Annotated in this window: 23 protein-coding genes; 16 read left to right on the top strand and 7 right to left on the bottom strand. The window is 35.1% G+C overall.

Features of this window, described 5'->3' with window-relative positions; translation table 11 throughout:
* Nucleotides 1–39 precede the first annotated feature (39 nt).
* Nucleotides 40–453, top strand: a complete 414-nt coding sequence (gene parS, locus C8N46_RS01785) for a type II RES/Xre toxin-antitoxin system antitoxin (RefSeq protein WP_108113137.1) — start codon at nucleotides 40–42, stop codon at nucleotides 451–453.
* Entirely contained in the window at nucleotides 453–917 is a 465-nt protein-coding gene (locus C8N46_RS01780) for an RES family NAD+ phosphorylase (RefSeq protein ID WP_108113136.1), read from the top strand. The genes parS and C8N46_RS01780 overlap by 1 nt, the downstream gene beginning before the upstream one ends.
* A 6-nt stretch (nucleotides 918–923) precedes the next feature.
* On the opposite strand, the gene C8N46_RS01775 is transcribed toward C8N46_RS01780, so the two are convergent.
* Together C8N46_RS01775 and C8N46_RS01770 are read right to left on the bottom strand one after the other, a co-directional pair.
* Nucleotides 924–1,925, bottom strand: coding sequence for a glycosyltransferase family 2 protein (locus tag C8N46_RS01775; protein WP_158269053.1), 1,002 nt, complete (start codon nucleotides 1,923–1,925; stop codon nucleotides 924–926).
* 122 nt (nucleotides 1,926–2,047) lie between these two features.
* A complete protein-coding gene (locus tag C8N46_RS01770) occupies nucleotides 2,048–2,992 on the bottom strand; it encodes a lysylphosphatidylglycerol synthase domain-containing protein (protein ID WP_158269052.1) in 945 nt (314 codons plus the stop codon).
* 115 nt (nucleotides 2,993–3,107) lie between these two features.
* On the opposite strand from C8N46_RS01770, the gene ruvC reads away from it, so the two are divergent.
* Genes ruvC through C8N46_RS01745 form a run of 5 tightly spaced genes read left to right on the top strand, consistent with a single transcriptional unit; the run spans nucleotide 3,108 to nucleotide 7,641 of the window.
* Nucleotides 3,108–3,683, top strand: coding sequence for a crossover junction endodeoxyribonuclease RuvC (ruvC, locus tag C8N46_RS01765; RefSeq protein ID WP_108113133.1), 576 nt, complete (start codon nucleotides 3,108–3,110; stop codon nucleotides 3,681–3,683).
* Complete coding sequence (locus tag C8N46_RS01760; protein ID WP_108113132.1) at nucleotides 3,680–5,386, top strand: leucine-rich repeat domain-containing protein; 1,707 nt, start codon at nucleotides 3,680–3,682, stop codon at nucleotides 5,384–5,386. Before ruvC ends, C8N46_RS01760 begins: the two co-directional genes overlap by 4 nt.
* Before the next feature lie 20 nt (nucleotides 5,387–5,406).
* Nucleotides 5,407–5,694 carry a hypothetical protein gene (locus tag C8N46_RS01755; protein WP_108113131.1) on the top strand — a complete coding sequence of 96 codons (288 nt, stop codon included), beginning with the start codon at nucleotides 5,407–5,409 and terminating at the stop codon, nucleotides 5,692–5,694.
* 12 nt (nucleotides 5,695–5,706) lie between these two features.
* Nucleotides 5,707–6,831, top strand: a complete 1,125-nt coding sequence (hemW, locus tag C8N46_RS01750) for a radical SAM family heme chaperone HemW (RefSeq protein ID WP_108113130.1) — start codon at nucleotides 5,707–5,709, stop codon at nucleotides 6,829–6,831.
* A 60-nt stretch (nucleotides 6,832–6,891) separates the two neighbouring features.
* Nucleotides 6,892–7,641, top strand: a complete 750-nt coding sequence (locus C8N46_RS01745; RefSeq protein ID WP_108113129.1) for a cyclase family protein — start codon at nucleotides 6,892–6,894, stop codon at nucleotides 7,639–7,641.
* Here the strand turns inward: C8N46_RS01745 and C8N46_RS01740 are convergent, their stop codons facing one another.
* Together C8N46_RS01740 and C8N46_RS01735 are read right to left on the bottom strand one after the other, a co-directional pair.
* Complete coding sequence (locus tag C8N46_RS01740) at nucleotides 7,642–8,034, bottom strand: hypothetical protein (protein WP_245896691.1); 393 nt, start codon at nucleotides 8,032–8,034, stop codon at nucleotides 7,642–7,644. It lies immediately after the preceding gene.
* Nucleotides 8,035–8,273: 239 nt separating this feature from the next.
* Entirely contained in the window at nucleotides 8,274–8,630 is a 357-nt protein-coding gene (locus C8N46_RS01735) for a hypothetical protein (RefSeq protein ID WP_245896689.1), read from the bottom strand.
* 196 nt (nucleotides 8,631–8,826) lie between these two features.
* Between C8N46_RS01735 and C8N46_RS01730 the strand changes: the two genes are divergently transcribed.
* The 9 genes from C8N46_RS01730 to C8N46_RS01695 all read left to right on the top strand — a co-directional run bounded on the left by C8N46_RS01730 (nucleotide 8,827) and on the right by C8N46_RS01695 (nucleotide 14,689).
* Nucleotides 8,827–9,087: a hypothetical protein gene (locus tag C8N46_RS01730; protein ID WP_108113127.1), complete on the top strand. Its 261-nt coding sequence runs from the start codon at nucleotides 8,827–8,829 to the stop codon at nucleotides 9,085–9,087.
* Between the two features lie 113 nt (nucleotides 9,088–9,200).
* A complete protein-coding gene (locus tag C8N46_RS01725) occupies nucleotides 9,201–9,824 on the top strand; it encodes a DUF4230 domain-containing protein (RefSeq protein WP_108113126.1) in 624 nt (207 codons plus the stop codon).
* Nucleotides 9,825–10,006: 182 nt separating this feature from the next.
* The gene (locus C8N46_RS20280) at nucleotides 10,007–10,144 is read left to right on the top strand and encodes a hypothetical protein (RefSeq protein ID WP_158269051.1); all 138 of its coding nucleotides are present in this window, start codon (nucleotides 10,007–10,009) and stop codon (nucleotides 10,142–10,144) included.
* A gap of 64 nt (nucleotides 10,145–10,208) precedes the next feature.
* The gene (locus tag C8N46_RS01720) at nucleotides 10,209–10,580 is read left to right on the top strand and encodes an MmcQ/YjbR family DNA-binding protein (RefSeq protein WP_108113125.1); all 372 of its coding nucleotides are present in this window, start codon (nucleotides 10,209–10,211) and stop codon (nucleotides 10,578–10,580) included.
* Between the two features lie 4 nt (nucleotides 10,581–10,584).
* Nucleotides 10,585–10,854, top strand: a complete 270-nt coding sequence (locus C8N46_RS01715) for a DUF1272 domain-containing protein (protein WP_108113124.1) — start codon at nucleotides 10,585–10,587, stop codon at nucleotides 10,852–10,854.
* 158 nt (nucleotides 10,855–11,012) lie between these two features.
* The gene (locus tag C8N46_RS01710) at nucleotides 11,013–11,423 is read left to right on the top strand and encodes a response regulator (protein WP_108113123.1); all 411 of its coding nucleotides are present in this window, start codon (nucleotides 11,013–11,015) and stop codon (nucleotides 11,421–11,423) included.
* A gap of 138 nt (nucleotides 11,424–11,561) precedes the next feature.
* Complete coding sequence (locus C8N46_RS01705) at nucleotides 11,562–13,628, top strand: PAS domain-containing sensor histidine kinase (protein WP_108113122.1); 2,067 nt, start codon at nucleotides 11,562–11,564, stop codon at nucleotides 13,626–13,628.
* 1 nt (nucleotide 13,629) lies between these two features.
* Complete coding sequence (locus tag C8N46_RS01700) at nucleotides 13,630–13,953, top strand: histidine kinase (protein WP_108113121.1); 324 nt, start codon at nucleotides 13,630–13,632, stop codon at nucleotides 13,951–13,953.
* A gap of 13 nt (nucleotides 13,954–13,966) precedes the next feature.
* Nucleotides 13,967–14,689, top strand: coding sequence for a LytR/AlgR family response regulator transcription factor (locus C8N46_RS01695; RefSeq protein ID WP_108113120.1), 723 nt, complete (start codon nucleotides 13,967–13,969; stop codon nucleotides 14,687–14,689).
* A 64-nt stretch (nucleotides 14,690–14,753) separates the two neighbouring features.
* On the opposite strand, the gene C8N46_RS01690 is transcribed toward C8N46_RS01695, so the two are convergent.
* From C8N46_RS01690 to C8N46_RS01680, 3 genes are all read right to left on the bottom strand, one after another.
* A complete protein-coding gene (locus C8N46_RS01690) occupies nucleotides 14,754–15,854 on the bottom strand; it encodes a DUF4407 domain-containing protein (RefSeq protein WP_108113119.1) in 1,101 nt (366 codons plus the stop codon).
* 120 nt (nucleotides 15,855–15,974) lie between these two features.
* On the bottom strand, nucleotides 15,975–18,029 hold the full coding sequence (locus tag C8N46_RS01685) for a M56 family metallopeptidase (RefSeq protein WP_108113118.1): 2,055 nt from the start codon (nucleotides 18,027–18,029) through the stop codon (nucleotides 15,975–15,977).
* Nucleotides 18,026–18,397, bottom strand: coding sequence for a BlaI/MecI/CopY family transcriptional regulator (locus tag C8N46_RS01680; protein WP_108113117.1), 372 nt, complete (start codon nucleotides 18,395–18,397; stop codon nucleotides 18,026–18,028). Before C8N46_RS01680 ends, C8N46_RS01685 begins: the two co-directional genes overlap by 4 nt.
* Between the last annotated feature and the right edge of the window lie 93 nt (nucleotides 18,398–18,490).

Here is an 18,490-nt window from a genome sequence, read left to right as displayed (position 1 = left end):
TGTAAATTTACATAATGTATTAGGTAAAATAACTCAAACATGGAAGCGCTGACTCTTACAAGCTATATTGACAACAGAAATGACTCACCACAAAACAAACTAAAAGTCATTCACGCCACACGAAATGGTGTGACACGTTCACAATTGAAAAAATTTAGCCTGCGTGTCGCATTGCCTTTGACAAAGATATCAGAAATTGTGCCTGCATCGTATTCTACCTTATCTAAAAAAACAAGTTACGATAAAGAAGTTAGCGAGCGTTTGTTTGAAATTGCTGAAGTATATTCAAAAGGTTTTGAAGTATTTGGTGATGAGAAAAAATTTACCAGATGGCTCAATAAAAAAAGTAAAGTTTTGGGCGGGCAAACGCCTTTTTCACTATTAGATACGAGTTATGGTGTAAAGTTGGTCATTGACGAAATACGACGTATTGATTACGGAATTTTTGCTTGATGATTGTTTACAGAATTGACAGAGCCAAACGGAAAAACAACTTGCTTTCTGGAATTGGTGCAGAAAAAATTGGCGGACGTTGGAACGAAATTGGAACGCGTGCCGTATATACTTCGCAACACATTTCGTTAGCATATTTGGAAGTTGTGATGCATCTTGACATTACAGAAGATTTGCCAAGCGATCGTATTTTAGTGCATGTAGACATTCCTGATGAAGTTCCGATATACGAACTTCAAAAACTTCCGAAAGACTGGAATACGTTTCCATACAACAGCAAAACGCAAGAAATTTTTACCAAATTCGTCACGGAAAATAAATGTGCCGTACTCAAAGTGCCTTCTGCCATTGTTAAAGACGAATTCAATTATATCTTAAATCCGTTACACATAGATTTCCACAAAATAACCGTCGCAAAAGTTCAAAAATTTAGCTTTGATTCGCGGTTGTATCAAGAGAAATAGAAGTCATTACTTCTTAAACGTTCGATTCTTCCACTGATAACTTGAAAACAATGATTTTATAAAAATAAAAATAGTAAGATATGGATAGGTAATTCCACTAATGAAGATGAAAAATGGCTTTATTTTTTGTTGTGTGAATTGTAAAGTTTGAAGTAACAAAACACTATCGAGAACTATTTTTGAAACCACAATCAACACAATAACTTTCCATGAAAACACTCCAAATAAAAACAACGGAAGTACACAAAACAGCAAATTCATTAACATCACAATAATACCGATTATTTTTCCTGTGTACAGTGTATAATTAGCACTTTTTGATGCCCAACGCACACGCTGAGAAATAAATGCCTTCCATGTGGAAACCGCATAGGTTTTTACCAAAGCGTCTTTTGATTTGAGATAGACAACTTCATCAGGAAATTTTTGAACGAACTTTTCCAATAAAAACACATCGTCGCCACTGGCAAGAGTGTCGTTTCCCGAAAAACCATCGACGTCTAAAAAAGCATCTTTTTGATAAGCTAAATTTGCACCGTTACATAAAAAAGGAATCTTTATACCAAAACTTCCGATTGTTGTTCCTTGCAGACTCAAAAAATCGAGGAGTTGATAATACTTGAAAAATGACATTTCTTCCACATATGTCACAGGAGCCGCAATCATTTTGGGTTGTTCTAAAACAATCTTTTGGTTCAGCATGTGAAGCCAATTTTCTGGAAGCATACAATCGGCATCTGTCGTTACAATCCAATTATTTTTAAGATGTGAAATGGCAGTAACTATCGCATCTTTTTTGGGCGAATTGGATTGGCGTTTGTTTTGAAGAAGATGTACGTTTTGTATCGCGTGTTTCTTACTCAATTCTTCAATGATTGTACACGAATCATCTTGAGAATCGTCATCAATAAACCAAAACGAAACGTTGCTTTCAGGGTAATTTAGTGCAGCGATAGATGCTAACAAATTTGGAAGATGTGTTGCTTCATCCCGAAAGGGAATAATCACAGAAAAATTTGTTTGTGACGGCGTTTTTTTGAATTTAGTTTCAGGCAATTTCCTAAAACCAACTATCAAACATACTAATAACAAAAAGTAGCTAAAACAAACGAAAAGAAGAATTATCAACATCATGACACTACAGATTTTTCGTTGCTTTTTGGAACTGAAAAGTTTAACACAAAATAACTTCCTACAATACTTGGCAACACAAAATTAAGTATCCACATTAACGAAACTACGGTTAAAATGGACAATTCTGGAATATCAAGATACCCAAAAAGCCACACGGCAACACTTCCTTTGACAACCACATCAAAAATAAACAACATCGGAATCAACGACGTAATTAAATACATTACTGCAATAGTACTCATGGTTAAAAAGTACGAAGTATTCAAGCCAAAAAACAATAGCAAAAAGTAAAACTGATGTGAAAATATCAAATAGCGTATCACCGCATAACTACAATTTTTCAAGTGAATTCCCCCAGAAACATTCCGTACAAAATCACGCATACGTCCCCAAGAAAAACCCTTAATTTGAATGATTTTTTGCTTTGTAATCACAATCAGCAATGTCGCAATTATCATCAATAGAAAAACAATTTGCCACACTTTTATCCAAGGTAATGTCAATTCAAAATGAAGTATAAAAAAAAGTCCACCAAGCATACCAAAAAAAATAGTTGCTAATAGTTGCGCAACGTTTCCAAGAAAATTCAGTCCCACAACGCGTTTGCGTTCCGATTTCTGAAAATACAAAGCTTTTGCACCATATTCGCCAATGCGATTTGGCGTAAACAACGAAGCCGTTAATCCGCCCAAGGTATGCGCAGCACTTTCCCAAAGTGAAATTTCTTTAAAACTGTTCACCAACGTTTTCCACTTTACAATTTCGACAAACCAATTCAAAATACTTATAAAAAGCAACACGCTAATAGTTGAAAAATGTAACAGTTTTGAGTGCTCCAATTGCGTCCAAAACGTAGCAAAATCTAGTTGCGAATTGTTGGTCAATTTATCATAAATAAAATAGGCAGCACCAATTAGTATTGCTACTTTTATTGTGAACACGAAGAATTGTTTAGTTTTGTGTGATACCGAAATTCGCATGTTGCAAAATAAGGCATTTCGGCAAACAAAATAGTCATGACGAATATTTTCGTGATGTGATTAGCTTGGGAGATAGATGAATCAAGAGAAAAAAACAGGAAAAACAGAAAAAATCATACTTGGAATTGATCCAGGAACCACGATTATGGGTTTCGGATTGATTAAAGTGGTGGGAAAAAAAATGCACTTTTTACAACTTAATGAATTGCAACTTCAAAAATACAGTGATCATTATTTAAAGCTCAAGCTCATCTTTGAACGCACAGTGGAATTGATTGATACCTATCATCCAGACGAAATCGCGATTGAAGCTCCATTCTTTGGAAAAAACGTACAATCGATGCTCAAACTCGGTCGCGCGCAAGGTGTGGCGATGGCAGCAGGGTTGTCACGTGAAGTTCCTATCACAGAATATTCTCCTAAAAAAATAAAAATGGCAATCACAGGGAACGGAAACGCTAGTAAAGAGCAAGTTGCCAAAATGTTGCAAAGTTTATTACAACTAAAATCGCTTCCCAAAAACTTAGATTCTACAGACGGTTTGGCGGCTGCAGTGTGTCACTTTTACAATTCGGGCAGAGTAGACGTAGGCAAAGGTTATTCGGGTTGGGCGAGTTTTGTAAAACAGAATGAAAAGCGCGTAAAAAAATGAAATTGACGAATTTTTCTAAGATACTTTCTATAGGATTCTTATCTATAATTTTTATTACTTGTGGAAATTTACTGAGTGATGAAGAACTACAAGAACGGTATCAAAAAGCATCAGAATCTAAAAATTGGAAAGCGGCTAAAGATTTGATTGACGAATATTTAGAGCGAAAGCCAGAAGATATAGAAGCGTATTTTTCACGAGCCAAAATCGCTACCAATGTTGCACCTTTAGACATCAAAGGAATCATTTCCGATTTGAATACATATCTTGAGCATGTTCCAGAAAGTTCTTTAGCGACATTGTTTCGCTTTCAAGCATACTTATATGCAAATGAATTCGAAAAAGCGATGGCAGATATTGATACCATTATTGAACGCCATGGAAAAAATCCATTTCTACTTTCGTGGAAAGGAAACTGTGCGTTTATGTCACAAAAATTTGATATTGCTGCCAAAGTGTATGAGCAACGAACGCGCATGCCTGGAACGTATGAAGACATTCGTAATAATTATTATTTCATGATTTTCTCCAAGTATTTAGGGAACAATAAAGAAGGTGCTGTTTGGGATACTGCTTTTTTGGATAATCGTGGTTTTCAAGAAGACACGCTTTTAATGCGCAATATTATAGAAGATAAAATAACGTTTGAGCAAGTTGCTAAGTTTGAATTACCAAAATTAACCATATCAGAAATGGATGGTATTCTGAAAAATAATTGTGCTGATTTCAATATGTTTGATGAAAACAAACGTTTCCAAATAGAGATTTTAAATAGTATTGCAAGAGTGCCTAGAACAGAAAATTTAAAAGCGTTATTGCCGCAGCGTAATGAATTGAAAATAGTAAATCTTCGAGACAGTGAATTGCATGAACTACCCACAACATTATTTCAGTTCAAAAATTTGGAGATTTTAGATTTGTCGCGAAATCAATTTACTGACATTGAAAAAACCATTCAACAATTGAGTTTATTGCCAAATTTGAGAATTTTAAAACTTGGTCAATGCGGTATTAGAAAACTTCCAGAGAATATAGCGTTGCTTGATAATTTATGGATGTTGAGTTTGCAAGGGAATCTTTTACAAGAATTGCCCAATGGCATTGGAGAATTGCGACAATTGAAATACCTGAGCCTAGAAACCAATTTAAAACTCACATCACTTCCTGTTACTTTCCAAAATTTACAGTGCTTGCAGTATTTGGAGATTTCTCAAACAAGACTTAAACAGTTTCCTGCTGTTGTGGGCTACTGTTCGCAATTAATAAAATTATCCGCCAATCGTTGTAAAATTGAAACTTTACCTGAAACACTTTCATATTTGGTCAATTTAAGAAGCTTAAGTATGCATCATAACAAAATTGAAAAGCTACCGCAGACTTTTGGAGATTTAGAAACACTTCGTTCGATAAATTTAAGTACTAATAAATTGAAAGGACTGCCCAAATCTTTTCAAAAATTACAGAATTTGTTTGATGTTTCGTTAGATAGTAATGATTTTAAGATGTATCCAAAAGAACTAGCAAAGCTCAAAAACTTATACAGTATTGATGTTCATGATACACCAATATCAAACATTCCAACATCAATAGCTAAAGATTCCGAATTAAAATATTTAATGGTCAATCCAAAATATATTTCACAAAAAAACATAGATTCGCTACAAACAATCAATCCGAATTTGAATGTGACTCCACGAAAATAGGAAGTCTAAAAAATAATATTATGAGTGATAAAATAGAATTTTGTAAAACCTGTACCAATCGTTCGTTCTCTTCGTCGCAGGGAATTGTATGTGGTTTAACGAATGAAAAACCAGCATTTTTGCTAAAATGTGACGATTTTGTAAGAGATGTAAAACACGAAAAACGCATGGCAGACCGACAAGCGGCTATTGAAGTTGATGATATATATGATGCCAACGGAAAACGCGTTCCTGTTTGGCGTGTGGTGTTAAGTATTATCATTTTTATTTTGTTGTTGGTACGATTAATTATGCGTTTGTCAGATTAAAAACAGAAAGTCATCGCTGGTATTTATATACATATTCCGTTTTGTAAGCAAGCTTGTCATTATTGCGATTTTCATTTTTCTACGTCGCTCGCCAAGAAAGATGCCATGCTGTTAGCGTTACAAAAAGAGCTAGAATTGCGCCGTGAAGAATTGGCAACTACTACTGTAGAAACTATTTATTTCGGTGGTGGAACACCAAGTGTACTTTCGTCAGAAGAAATCAATCAGCTTTTAGCGGTGGTTTCTGAAAATTATACCGTTTCTGAAACCCCTGAAATTACGCTAGAAGCCAATCCAGACGATTTACACGAAGCAAAAATTATGGAGTTGGCAAAATCTTCGGTCAATCGATTAAGCATCGGAATTCAATCGTTTTTTGATGCGCATTTAACCCTAATGAATCGCGCGCACGATAGTGAAGAAGCGAAACAATGCTTGGAAATCGCGACGCAGTATTTTGACAATATTACTGTCGATTTGATTTACGGAATTCCAAACATGACCATGGAAGAATGGCAAACCAACTTACAAACAGTTTTTGACTTTGGAATCTCTCATATTTCAAGTTACGCACTTACGGTAGAGCCAAAAACGGCATTGGAAAAATTTATCCGACAAGGAAAATATCAAAATGTTTCTGAAGAAGCGTCTTTGGCACATTTTAACGTGTTGGTTCAAGAAGCCGAAAAGCAAGGTTTTGTGCATTATGAAATTTCAAATTTTGGGAAGCCGAATTATTTTTCGAAGCACAATTCTTCGTATTGGAAAGGTGCTCATTATATCGGAATTGGCCCAAGTGCACATTCGTTTGATGGAAAAACCCGCAGTTGGAATGTTTCAAACAATACCAAATACATCAAAAGTATGGAACAAAATGAACTTCCATCTACGACAGAAACCTTGTCAAAAGACGATCAATACAACGAATATGTCATGACAGGTTTGCGCACGATTTGGGGAATTTCTTTACAATACATTCAAAAGGAATTTGGTGACAACTATCTACATCACACACAAAAAAGCGCCCAAAAACATTTACAAGAAGAAACACTTCAAACCGAAAAAGACAGTATCAAAACTACTCAAAAAGGAAAGTTTCTCTGTGATGGAATTGCTGCAGATTTCTTTAAAGTGTAAAAACAAAGAGTTTTTTACAAATCATTCTTAGGATGAGTAATCAATTTGTATTTTTGTGACATGATTTGCACAATACAACGAAATACTACCAAACATCAAATAGATTTATCCAAACCTTTAGACATTTCCATTCCGCTTCGGGCTTCCGAAGACAACGTAAACGCGTGGTATGTAGATGCGCCAACAGTACAGCCTGTACGTTTTGACGGTTGGGTTGGCAGCGTTAAAGAAGGTGGCGATGTCAATTTCAACACCATTTCGTTCAATCCACATGCACACGGAACGCATACCGAATGTGTGGGACATATTACAGAAGAAGTCTATTCCATCAATCAAAATTTAAAGCAGTTTTTCTTTTATGCGGAATTGATTACGGTCGTGCCAGAAAAAATGGGCGATGATTATATTATTTCCAGAAAGCAATTGCAATCGATTATCGGCAATAAAAAGCGTGAAGCAATCATCATTCGTACGTTGCCTAATTTTAACGAAAAACTTCATAAACAATATTCACATACCAATCCGCCATATTTGGAAGAAGCGGCTGCGGTGTATCTTTGTGAAAAGGGAATTGAGCATTTGCTGATTGATTTGCCTAGTATCGATAAAGAAAAAGACGAAGGAAAATTGTTGGCACACAATGCGTTTTGGAATACTACGGAAAAAATTCGCATGCAAGCAACGATTACAGAATTTATTTTTGTGGCAAATTCGATTGAAGACGGCGCGTATTATGTAAACATTCAAATTGCGCCTTTTGAAAACGACGCTGCACCAAGCAAACCGATTTTGTATAAAATTTTGAAGTAACTATTCTCCGCGCAGATTTTTTTGAATCTCTTTGCTAATCTGATCCAACGTTGGAAACGATTCTAATTTGTCGCTAAACTCTTTTAACTGTTCTTGTACGATACGCTTGATTTTATTTTCTAAAATTTCGTCAATCGTTTCTCCGTAATCGGGAAGCGGCTCGTCTGATTTTCGAATTGGAATCGTCATATCACCATTTCCTGTAATCAACCACAACGGATTTAAGTCTGGATAGGTATCGATAATACGCTCCAAAACATCACTTCCGATAGAAGCGCCCGATTTTGATTGCTTGCTGGTGTAGCCATTGCCCACTTTTATTGAGATATCGAAGGCACGCATGCTCATATTTTTATACTTAATAAACTCTATGATTCTATCGATTATTTTCATTTTATATAGAAATTTAGCTATGAAAAATTAAATTTTCATAGAAAATAGTTTTTAAAATTTTAAAACGTCACTTAAATTGACAGTAAATCAGCACAAATTAGTGAACTCGTAAATATAATATAATTTTATGAGAGCTGTCGCTTTTTTTCTGAAAAGACAGGAATTATATACCGTTGATTCTCAATTTTGTGTAGCGTTGACTTTTAGAAGATGTGTAGTAAAACGAAGATTTTTCCTGACTATTGGTCACTTTTTTGCATTTTTTCAATCTCTTTTCGGATGTCTTCCATGGTTGGAAACGTGTCAAGTTTGTCTAACAACACTTTGAATTGTCGTTGTATGGAGCTTTCAATTTTATGATTAATCATGTCGTCAATCGTGTCGTATTGCAATGGTGGTTCTTCCGTAGTATTTTTGGTAGGATGCTTTTTGGTGATTTCACGAATCATTTCACCTTCTCCTGTAAGCAACCATAGCGGATTCAAATCGGGATACGTATCGATTATTCTCTCAAGCACGTCGCTCCCTACAGAAGCATTCGCTTTCGATTGCTTGCTTGTATAGCCGTTTCCTACGCTGATTGACTTATCAAACATACGCATACTCAAGTTTTTATGCTTAATGAAGAGGAGTATTCTGTCGATTATTTTCATCGTTTTATGAAATTATTCTACAAAAAATTTCTATATGTAGAAAATAGTTTGTAATATTATACTGTCAGTTCTATAACGTGTGTCATAAAATCGACACAAATATAGCAATTAACTAGTAATATTAAATTTGGGTATAAAAATGATACGAAAAAAACAACGTGTTAAGCTTAAAGAAGTGTTAGGATATCATTATACAGATGGTGTCTTAAAAATTTTAAAAGAGAAAAATATTAAAAGCAGAAACGGCAAGCCTTACGGTTCTTCTATGATTCGAAATGTCTTTAATGGTTTGAATGAAAATGAAGATATTGAAAACGCCATCATAGAGCTGTTTATCCGAACACAAGAAGGCATCAAAGAAACCGAAGAAGCTAGAAATCGAATATTAGGTATAACGTAAGTTATTTTTGTCATATTTTACACATACATAGTTTTCAAATTGCCAATCCAATAAAAAATACAGTATTTTTACAAGTCAATAACACAAAAAAGATTTTTGTAAATTGCTGATGTATGGATTTAATTGTAGCAGTACTTCTTGGAGGAATAGTATCATATGTTATTTACTATTTGGTAAATAAAAAGCAATCTGAAAATCGTGTCGTGCAGCAGTCTCACTTGCTTTTAAACAAAATTAAAAGTGTGTGTAAACTCACTACGGTAGAAGGCGATTTTAGTGAAATTTATCAGTATGAAGATAAATCAGCCCACTTTTTGCGAATGATTTCGAGTAAAAAAAGTGCGCTTGTCGTTATAAAAGCAAAAGCGAGTGTTGGATACGATTTAAAAAAACTACGCTTAGAAGCCGATAACAGCAGCAAAAAACTACGCATTGTACACTTTCCGCAACCCGAAATTTTAACGGTAGAAACAGATGTGACATATTACGATATCAAAGACGGATTGCTGAATAAATTTAAAGCAGACGATTTAACCAAACTCAATCAAGAAGCAAAACAACACATTGTTGATAAAGTTCCTGAAAGTGGTTTGATAGAAGCTGCCAACAAAGAAGCGCTCAATGCTATTTTGGTCATAGAAAAAATTGTTGAAACCATTGGTTGGGAATTGGATTATGCTGAAATAACATTGCCTGAAACAACCGTTCCAAAATTAAAAGAATCTTCAGAAGCGTAAGATTTTATAAGTATTTGAAAACTAATTTTTTGTGATGAATGGATGACTTGTCTAGTGTTATTGTAGACTATTTTTATAGAAAATGGGTAGTTTATCGAAAATATACACGGATTTAAAGAAAATCTAACATTGGTTTCCGCATTGTTGCCGTATATTTGTACCAACCTAATAACAACAGCAAGATGTCACTAATCGATAAAGTCGTCTACTACCTAAATGATGTATTGGTAAGCTTGGACATTGCGCCAATCCACAAGACGACAACCAAAGAAAAGAATAAGAAAAAAGAAATGCAAAATCGTTCCGATATCAATGCATAACTTTTAGTATTCGTTATTCCTGTCTATTGCACAATTTTTTATATCTTGTTTGTAAATAGATGCTATGAATATTGAATTACTTCGCGAATATTGTATTCAAAAACCAGCGGTTACTGAAGAGTTTCCCTTTGATCAAGATACACTCGTTTTTAAAGTACTAGGAAAAATGTTTGCACTTGCTTCTTTGCGTAAATGGGAAGAAGGACAAGCGGCTATCAACCTAAAATGTGATCCTGAAAAAGCGGAAGAATTGCGGAGTGACTATGAAAGTATCAAACCAGGCTTTCACATGAGTAAAAAACATTGGAACACAGTAGAACTGTTTCACGGCGAATTATCCACCGAGTTTATTCAAGAACTTATTGACGAATCGTATCGTTTGGTGGTAAAAGGAATGACCAAAAAACAACAAGCAGCACTCAAAACGTATCAATAACAATATGTTAGAAATTCGACCAAATTGTGAAAATTGCAACAAAGATCTACCCTTCGATGCCGAAGATGCGGTTATTTGTACTTTTGAATGTACCTATTGTAAGGCTTGCGCTTCTGGGATTTTAAAAAATGTATGTCCCAATTGTGGAGGTGATTTTAGCAAGCGTCCCATTCGTCCAAAACAACTCTTAAAAAAATATCCTGTAAGTAGTAAAAGAGTTTTCAAACCTGTTGATATTGTTGCGCATCATAGAAAAATAGCGGAATCTCAATAGAAAACAGTCGAAAAAAGACTAAAAAATCAAAACCGTTAAACTGTCTAAAAAGTCCATTAGACTAGTAAAAAAAACATTTAGTCGAAAGAACTGTGTCAAGTCGCATATAAACGAGAAATTTACGTTTTAATTGCTGAAAACTATAAGTTAACGAATTCATGGAGAATCTTTCATTTTTATTTATCGAAGATGACGAGATCGAAGTATTGAAGTTCAAAAAATCCTTAAAAAAACTAGGATTTACACATAAAATACTCGAAGCGAAAAATGGAGAGGAAGCACTTGATATCTTAAAAAAGAAACAAGAGCTACCTAACGTCATTCTTTTGGATTTGAATATGCCAAAAATGAACGGTCTCGAATTCTTAAAAGAATTGAAAGAAGATCCACATTTACGTTACATTCCTGCAATTATTGTTACCACTTCAAATAACCATCAAGACATGCTCGAAAGTTACAATCTTGGAATTGCGGGTTACATCATCAAACCACTGCGATACGAAGATTATATTAAAAAAATACAGCGTGTTGTTGACTACTGGATGGTGAATGAAGTCATTGAATTTTAGGAAGTTCCATTTTCTACTATTTTTCCAACCAAAGCCTTAAAAGTGCATTTCGTCGGTTAATTTTGTTTATTGACCGAAAATTGCTTTGAATTTAGTATATTCAGACGCGAAAATCCCTCGAAACTATAGTTGCGTTCAATGAAAGATACGATTCAAGCCCTAGAAGAAGCACTTCAGAACGAAAAAAGAGCCCGCGAAAAAGCGGAAGAATTACTCCTACATCGCACGAGTGAATTACTAGAGCTGCGCGAAGCACTCAAAGTGAAGACACGTGAGTACGATATGTTTTTCGACAATATTCTCGATGCTTTCATTGTCATCAATCCATCTACAGGGAACGTAATCAAAATGAACGACGCAGCGGTCAAACTTTTTGGATACGATATCAAAAAAGAGCCTTTCAATCTAGTAAACATCATTTACAAAGACGATTTTGCCTACGCTATGAACTCGTTTGCGCAATTGATTCAAGATGGAACGTTTCCGAATTATGAAGCTAGAGTCTACACGAAAGACAAACAAGTAAAGTGGGTTCAGGTGAATTCGAGTCTCATTTACAATGAAGAAGGACAAATAGTTGGCGCGCAAGGAATTGTACGCGATATTACAGAATCGAAAGAAAATGCCGTTAATTTTGAAGAGCAACGAGAGCAACTCGCGGCTATTGTTGACAATTCTACCTTAGGGATTGTATTGGCGCAAGACCGAAAAATCATTAAAACCAACAAAGCTTTTGAACAACTTATTCAATATAGTGAAGAAGAATTGTTGGGCTTGCCTATAGAATCGCTTTCATTTGAAGACGGACACGAAGAATCGAGAGGACTTTACAAACAAATGGTCGATAAAGAAATAGATCATTACAGTTTGCAAGAGCGTTACCGGCGAAAAGATGGTACCTCTTTCTTATCCAAAACCAATGTAACTGGAGTTCGTGATGGAAACGGGAAAATAAAATACCAGTTAGCTTTTGTAGAAGATATTACAGCAAAACATAAAAGACGTGTCATGTTGGATACACTCAATAATTTAACGCGCTCGTTTATTGGAAAACTTACCATTCACGATATTGCTTGGGAAATTGCCAATGTAGCTGCGCACGATTTGGAGTTTGAAGATTGTGTCGTCTATTTGGTAAATAAAGAAGAAAAAGTACTAGAACAAATAGCTGCGTATGGCGCTAAAGTTGACGAAAACAAGCAAATTGTCAATAAAATCTACATTCCGTTTGGAAAAGGAATTGTAGGGCATGTTGCTGAAACAGGGAAACCCGAACTCATTCAAGATACGTCTAAAGATAATCGATATGTGGTCGATGACAAACGCCGCTTGTCTGAACTCGCCGTGCCAATCATCATTAATGATGAGGTAATTGGTGTGATTGATTCTGAAAATTCATCCAAAAACTTTTTCACAAAAGAACATTTGCGCCTTTTAGTCAATGTTGCCAATTTAGTGTCCATTCAGTTGACCAACGCCAACAATTTGGAGCGAAGAATTGCCGCTGAAAGTGAAAACAAAGAGTTGCTCGAAAACCTCAAACGAAGCAATAAAGAATTGCGCGATTTTGCACATATTGTTTCTCACGATTTAAAATCGCCATTACGAAGTATTAATGCGTTAATATCTTGGTTTCAAGAAGATTATGAGCACGTGCTCGATGCGGAAGCTGTAGAAACCTTTGACAAGTTGAACAATAAATTGGAGCAAATGGACGCGCTTATTGACGGTATTTTGCGCTATTCGAGTGTAAATGACAAAAACATTCTAGCCGTTCAAAAAGTACATATAGAAGAGGTTTTGGAAGAAATTAAAACCATACTCTACATTCCAGAACACATTCAATTTATATATCCTGACAATTTACCAACTATCAATGCTGACAAAACACGCATCAAGCAATTATTTCAAAACTTAATCAGCAATGCCATCAATTATATTGACAAAGAAGAAGGTAAAATAGAAGTAAAATTTACCGAACTCAAAACCTACTGGAAATTTTCAATCTCTGACAATGGTGTTGGAATTTCAGAAGCGTATCACGATAAAATCTTTAAAATATTTCAAACTTTAGACAAAAAAGGAAAATCTACCGGAATAGGATTGTCTATTGTGAAAAAAATCATTGAGTTGTACAACGGAACCATTTCGCTAGAATCCAAAGAAGGAAAAGGCACCACATTTTTCTTTAAACTAAAAAAATAATATGGAGTTAGATCGTCCCAATTTATCGTATATAAAGGCTTTAGCTGACGGCGATGCCGATTTTGAAGCCAACTTAATTTCTATTGTAAAAAAAGAACTTCCAAAAGAAAAAGAAGCCTTTTTAGAGAGCATTCGTGAGCAGAACTATCAAAATTCAGCCGAACATGTACATAAAATTAAACATAAAATTAGTATTTTGGGACTCGAAAAAAGCTATGACTTTGCAATTGCTTTTGAGGAAGAACTAAAAAATGACAATCCGAGTCAATTAGACACTTTTCTCAGGATTTTGCAAAACATGGAAGAATTTTTAACGACTATCTAAGCCCTACCTAGTTATGAAGTGTATAATTGTAGATGACGAAGCTGCCGCAAGAGCCATTACCAAGCAGCTCTGTAAGAAGATTGATGAATTAACCATTGTAGAAGAGTTTGACAATGCTATTGGTGCTATCAAATATCTGAATACGAATACGGTTGACCTTATCTTTTTGGACATTCACATGCCTACATTTTCAGGATTTGATTTTATTCAAACCTTAAAAAATCCGCCACTTATCATTTTAACAACTTCCGATAGAAACTTCGCTTTAGACGCTTTTGAATATGATTGTGTGGTAGATTATTTGGTAAAACCAATTTCTCCAGAGCGCTTTGCCAAAGCTGTAGCACGAATTAAAGAACGCAGTGCAACGCAACATGCAGAAGAAATTGTAAGCGCAAACCCAGAAGAAACAACGAAGGCTGTCGGCAATGATTTGTATGTAAATATTGATCGTCGTTTGGTAAAAATAAACGTGCCAGATATTTGTGTGATAGAAGCTAAAGGCGATTACATCAAAATAAAAGCAGAAGACAAAAACTACGTGGTACATTCTACCTTAAAAAAGATAGAAGAAAAATTGCCAAGTCACTTGTTCTTAAAAGTACATCGTTCCTATATCATTAATACCACAAAAATTGTGGATATTGAAGACAATAGCGTGTTGATAAAACAAGACGTAATTCCAGTAAGTAGAGCCAATCGAAAAGAATTGATGCAGCGCTTAAACTTGCTTTAATACAACACTTTCTTAAGAATCATTACTTTTAAATAGGGAAGTTGCCAACGATTGTTATTCACATTTAAAACTGTTTTTTCTGTAAATTTAAAAAGGCATCTGCTTGTAATTGTAGTAACTCACGCGCTTTTTTACGCTTATACTGATACACTTCCTCTTCTTCAGCAATATCGCTGTACACCTTATTATTTAATGAAATATCGGTGCTTAACAGTGTTTTACGCTGATGCACTTTTTGTTCTACCCAAGTTTTTACAGCATCTTCTACATCTTGAAGCTTCAAGTCATATTCGCCTTTTGACGTGAATAATTTAGCAAAAATTGGCGCAGTTTCAACAGCTAAAAACAATAGAAAAATAAAAAATGAAGGTAGCCAAGGCAATTCGCCCAGCGCATTGACACGCGCCATCAAACCGTCAAACCGATCAATAATAGGTTGGGTTTCGGCTTCCGCAGTTTTTTGTTTTGTGATTAAATCTGTAATCGCGGCTTCTTTTGTTGCAATTTTTGCAGCATTTGTTTCTCGTAATATTTGCAATTCCTGCAAAGTAGCATCATGCTTTTCGCGTTTTTCTTTGTACACAGGACCTTTGCCGACCAATTCGGTACCTTTTCTACCTTCTGCTTCCGCAATATACGTTTCGTATAAATTGTTTACTTCTTGTTCTTTGGAAGTTATTGCTGCTTTTAAATCGGTAATTTCTTGTTGAATTTGTGTGATTTCCGGTGTAAACTGTTCCGCGATTTGATTTTTGTTGGAAAGTGTCAAATCGTTCTTCTGCTTCAGCAACACTTGATCAATTTCCTTTTCGAAAATTTTCAATTCCAACGGTTTTGAAATCACCACCGCAATAATTACCGCTAAAATAATTCGTGGTGTGGCTTGAAGAATTTCTTGATATTTTGAATCTTTCTTCCGTAAGGTAGATACAATAAATCGATCCAAATTAAAAATAAGCAATCCCCAAATCAGTCCAAAACCAATCGCGGTATATACATTATCAAAAACAGTGTAGAGTGCATAACCACTAGCAATGAACGCCATTAATGCAGTGAAAAAAACGGTGGCGCCAATGCCAGCATATTTGGTTTGTTCGCCGCGGCTACAGTCGCGTATCAAGTCGCGATCGACACCCGAACAGACGAGAAAAAATTGTTGTAACATAGTATGATTTTTGATTGATGATGTCTATAAGAACGTGAAGTTTGCCAAAATGTTACAAAAAAAGCGGCTTATTTCAGTAAATAAACCGCTTGGTATTGTCTTATATTTTTTGATCTTATTTTAAGATTTATCCAAAATCTTCTTAACCTCTTTCCAATCGGATGATTTTTTAGCAGCTTTTTCTTCTTTAGCCTTCTTTGCTTCCAATTCTTTCTTTTTTGCTTTTTCTTTTGAACGTGGCGGTGGCGGAGGTAATCGATTTCCCTCTTTATCGACCATATAACTATCCTCGTCAAAAATATAGGTTCTGCCATTTTTCTCTACATAATAATGCTTTTTTCCATTAATCATCATCGTTTCTAATTTTTGACCTTTGACGATTTTATGCATGATGCTCAACCGTTTTTCTTCTTCTTTTGTGACTTTAGGCGGTGCTGTTGGCGCTGGAATTTTAACCTCTTTTATTTGTGGCTTTTTTGGCGCAGGTGGCGGCGGTGGTAATCGTATTTCGTCTTCGGAAGATGAATTTCTAGTCGTAATGTCATAAATTTTATGATTATTCAAAACAGCAATGGTCTTTGAAATAAATTCCTTTGAAACCGCAGTATCATATATAATTGAAGCTGTAATTGATTTCTTTTGTTTCATTTTTGAAAGCTCTGATTTTAGAACGTTGTCCAATTTGTCAATTCCTGATACAACATAATTTTCATTCACTAAAAACGTTTCGTTTTTAGTAATAAATATCAAGAGGTCTTTACGCTGTACTTTCTCTTTTGAATCGGTCTTTGTTGCATCTGCTTTTTTCTTTTCCAAACGAATTTGATCGCTCCCTTCTTTAATGTGTAAAACCACGTTTTTACCTAAAGTAGGTTTGTGTTTTTGTTGCAATGCTGAAAAACCTTTTGCCGTATATAAATGTGTTTGATACGCTTGCGGAAAACGCTTGCTACGCGCATTTTTATGCACAAAACTCTGCTGATAATGGACAATATCATGTTTTGTGATTTCACTATTGTGAACGACTTTATTATCAATCCAAATGGCAAACTTTTGCTCATCTAGCCAGTCGCTCAATTGTTGTTTTGTGGGCTGATTCGCAGTCGGTTTTGGCGGCGGCGGAACTAATTTTGCTTTCTCGGAAACCGTAAGTTCTGTGTATATTTTTTTTGTTTTTTGTCCTTTGCTATCTTCAAATACAAACGTCGCATTCTTATAATATGCTGCTTTTGCATCTTTTTGAAGCGTAGTTTGGATAGCTGTCTTTTTTGCTGTGGTAACAGGAATTGTTTTTTGCGCGATTACTTTGGTGCTAAACAAAAATAAAGCAGCTGTAAAAATCGGAATCGTGAGTGAGGCTAGGAGCCAAGCACGTCCACGAGTAGTATGTTTTGTCATCATTTTTAATCTCTTTTTAGTTACAGAAAAATTCAAATTACTTGCCAGGCGCAAATCGTGATTTCCATGTGCATTTGCTAACAATAAATGTTGATACCTAGGCACTTGTGTGTTTGATTGTAATACAGCAGCATCGGCTAAAAATTCGTGATTGAGCTGTATCGCCTTTTTGTAAAAAATTAGTAATGGATTGAACCAAAAAATAATTTGAATCAATTCAATGAAAATAATATCTAACGTATGTTTTTGTGTTACATGCGCCAGTTCGTGTGTGTACAATTCTTCTGCGATATTGTTGGTATCATAGGCTTCTTTTTTGAGAAATATATAGTGTAAAAATGTATGTGGTAATACGTTTTCGTTTAATAATACCAACGACGCTAATTTGTAGCGAACGCGTACACTTTTTATGATTTTGTAAAAAATTCTATATATGTTCTGTAAAAAGCGAAAGAAGAATAACAGATATCCAATAGCATACAAACTTATAGTGACCATAAGCCACACGGAAATTGTAGAAACTTTTGTAGTGTTTTCTAGTGTTGTTCCTAGTGTACTGCTGTCAATATTTGAAAGGTTTGTGGTAGTCGCCAGTTCCGTCAGCGGAATTTCAACGACAGTTTCCATTGTTATGAACGGTACGGCAAACGCAAAACACAATCCAAAAAGTAAATAATACCTGTTGAAAACATACATACGTTCGCGTTCTAGCAATGCTTTGTAAACGAACAAAAGCAGCGCCAAACACAATGTAGCGTTGATGGGGTACGAAATCATTTTTTGTTCTCTTTTAGTTGTTGATCGATAATCGTACGTAGCTCTTTTAGCTCATCTTCGGAGAGGTTTGTTTCTTTGGTAAAAAACGAAGCAAACTGCGACGCAGAATCGTTAAAAAAGTGCTTAATCAGTCCGTTTAAATGCTTGGAGAAATAGTCCGCTTTTTTGATTAATGGATAGTATTCTCGCGATTTTCCAAACGTTTTGTAGGCAACATATCCTTTGTCGGTCATGCGTTTTAGTAAAGTTGCAATCGTTGTGGTTGCAGGCTTTGGTTCTTCGTATTGTTCCAAAAGGTCTTTCATGAATGCTTTTTCAAGCTTCCATAAATGTTGCATCAATTGTTCTTCTGTTTTTGATAGTTTCACACGTCAAAAATTTAAGGTTTTGATAGGAGAGAAGTTACTACTTTTAGTTTGGTCGACAACAAAATAAAAGTGTTCACTATATCCAATCACTGT

The organism is Kordia periserrulae, from assembly GCF_003054265.1.
Lineage (GTDB): Bacteria > Bacteroidota > Bacteroidia > Flavobacteriales > Flavobacteriaceae > Kordia > Kordia periserrulae.
The sequence above is the reverse complement of the archived record's forward strand: the minus strand, read 5'-3'. Positions and strand labels throughout refer to the sequence as shown.

Excerpts from the sequence above, each read along its gene's own strand:
- ruvC (WP_108113133.1), top strand. The coding sequence starts at position 3,108 with ATGAATCAAGAGAAAAAAACAGGAAAAACAGAAAAAATCATACTTGGA.
- C8N46_RS01685 (WP_108113118.1), bottom strand. The coding sequence starts at position 18,029 with ATGATTTCGTACCCCATCAACGCTACATTGTGTTTGGCGCTGCTTTTG.
- C8N46_RS01700 (WP_108113121.1), top strand. The coding sequence starts at position 13,630 with ATGGAGTTAGATCGTCCCAATTTATCGTATATAAAGGCTTTAGCTGAC.
- C8N46_RS01710 (WP_108113123.1), top strand. The coding sequence starts at position 11,013 with ATGGAGAATCTTTCATTTTTATTTATCGAAGATGACGAGATCGAAGTA.
- C8N46_RS01695 (WP_108113120.1), top strand. The coding sequence starts at position 13,967 with ATGAAGTGTATAATTGTAGATGACGAAGCTGCCGCAAGAGCCATTACC.
- C8N46_RS01740 (WP_245896691.1), bottom strand. The coding sequence starts at position 8,034 with ATGAAAATAATCGATAGAATCATAGAGTTTATTAAGTATAAAAATATG.
- C8N46_RS01780 (WP_108113136.1), top strand. The coding sequence starts at position 453 with ATGATTGTTTACAGAATTGACAGAGCCAAACGGAAAAACAACTTGCTT.
- C8N46_RS01735 (WP_245896689.1), bottom strand. The coding sequence starts at position 8,630 with ATGTTTGATAAGTCAATCAGCGTAGGAAACGGCTATACAAGCAAGCAA.
- C8N46_RS01720 (WP_108113125.1), top strand. The coding sequence starts at position 10,209 with ATGAATATTGAATTACTTCGCGAATATTGTATTCAAAAACCAGCGGTT.
- C8N46_RS01745 (WP_108113129.1), top strand. The coding sequence starts at position 6,892 with ATGATTTGCACAATACAACGAAATACTACCAAACATCAAATAGATTTA.
- C8N46_RS01730 (WP_108113127.1), top strand. The coding sequence starts at position 8,827 with ATGATACGAAAAAAACAACGTGTTAAGCTTAAAGAAGTGTTAGGATAT.
- parS (WP_108113137.1), top strand. The coding sequence starts at position 40 with ATGGAAGCGCTGACTCTTACAAGCTATATTGACAACAGAAATGACTCA.
- C8N46_RS01725 (WP_108113126.1), top strand. The coding sequence starts at position 9,201 with ATGGATTTAATTGTAGCAGTACTTCTTGGAGGAATAGTATCATATGTT.
- C8N46_RS01715 (WP_108113124.1), top strand. The coding sequence starts at position 10,585 with ATGTTAGAAATTCGACCAAATTGTGAAAATTGCAACAAAGATCTACCC.
- C8N46_RS20280 (WP_158269051.1), top strand. The coding sequence starts at position 10,007 with ATGTCACTAATCGATAAAGTCGTCTACTACCTAAATGATGTATTGGTA.
- C8N46_RS01760 (WP_108113132.1), top strand. The coding sequence starts at position 3,680 with ATGAAATTGACGAATTTTTCTAAGATACTTTCTATAGGATTCTTATCT.
- C8N46_RS01705 (WP_108113122.1), top strand. The coding sequence starts at position 11,562 with ATGAAAGATACGATTCAAGCCCTAGAAGAAGCACTTCAGAACGAAAAA.
- C8N46_RS01755 (WP_108113131.1), top strand. The coding sequence starts at position 5,407 with ATGAGTGATAAAATAGAATTTTGTAAAACCTGTACCAATCGTTCGTTC.
- C8N46_RS01690 (WP_108113119.1), bottom strand. The coding sequence starts at position 15,854 with ATGTTACAACAATTTTTTCTCGTCTGTTCGGGTGTCGATCGCGACTTG.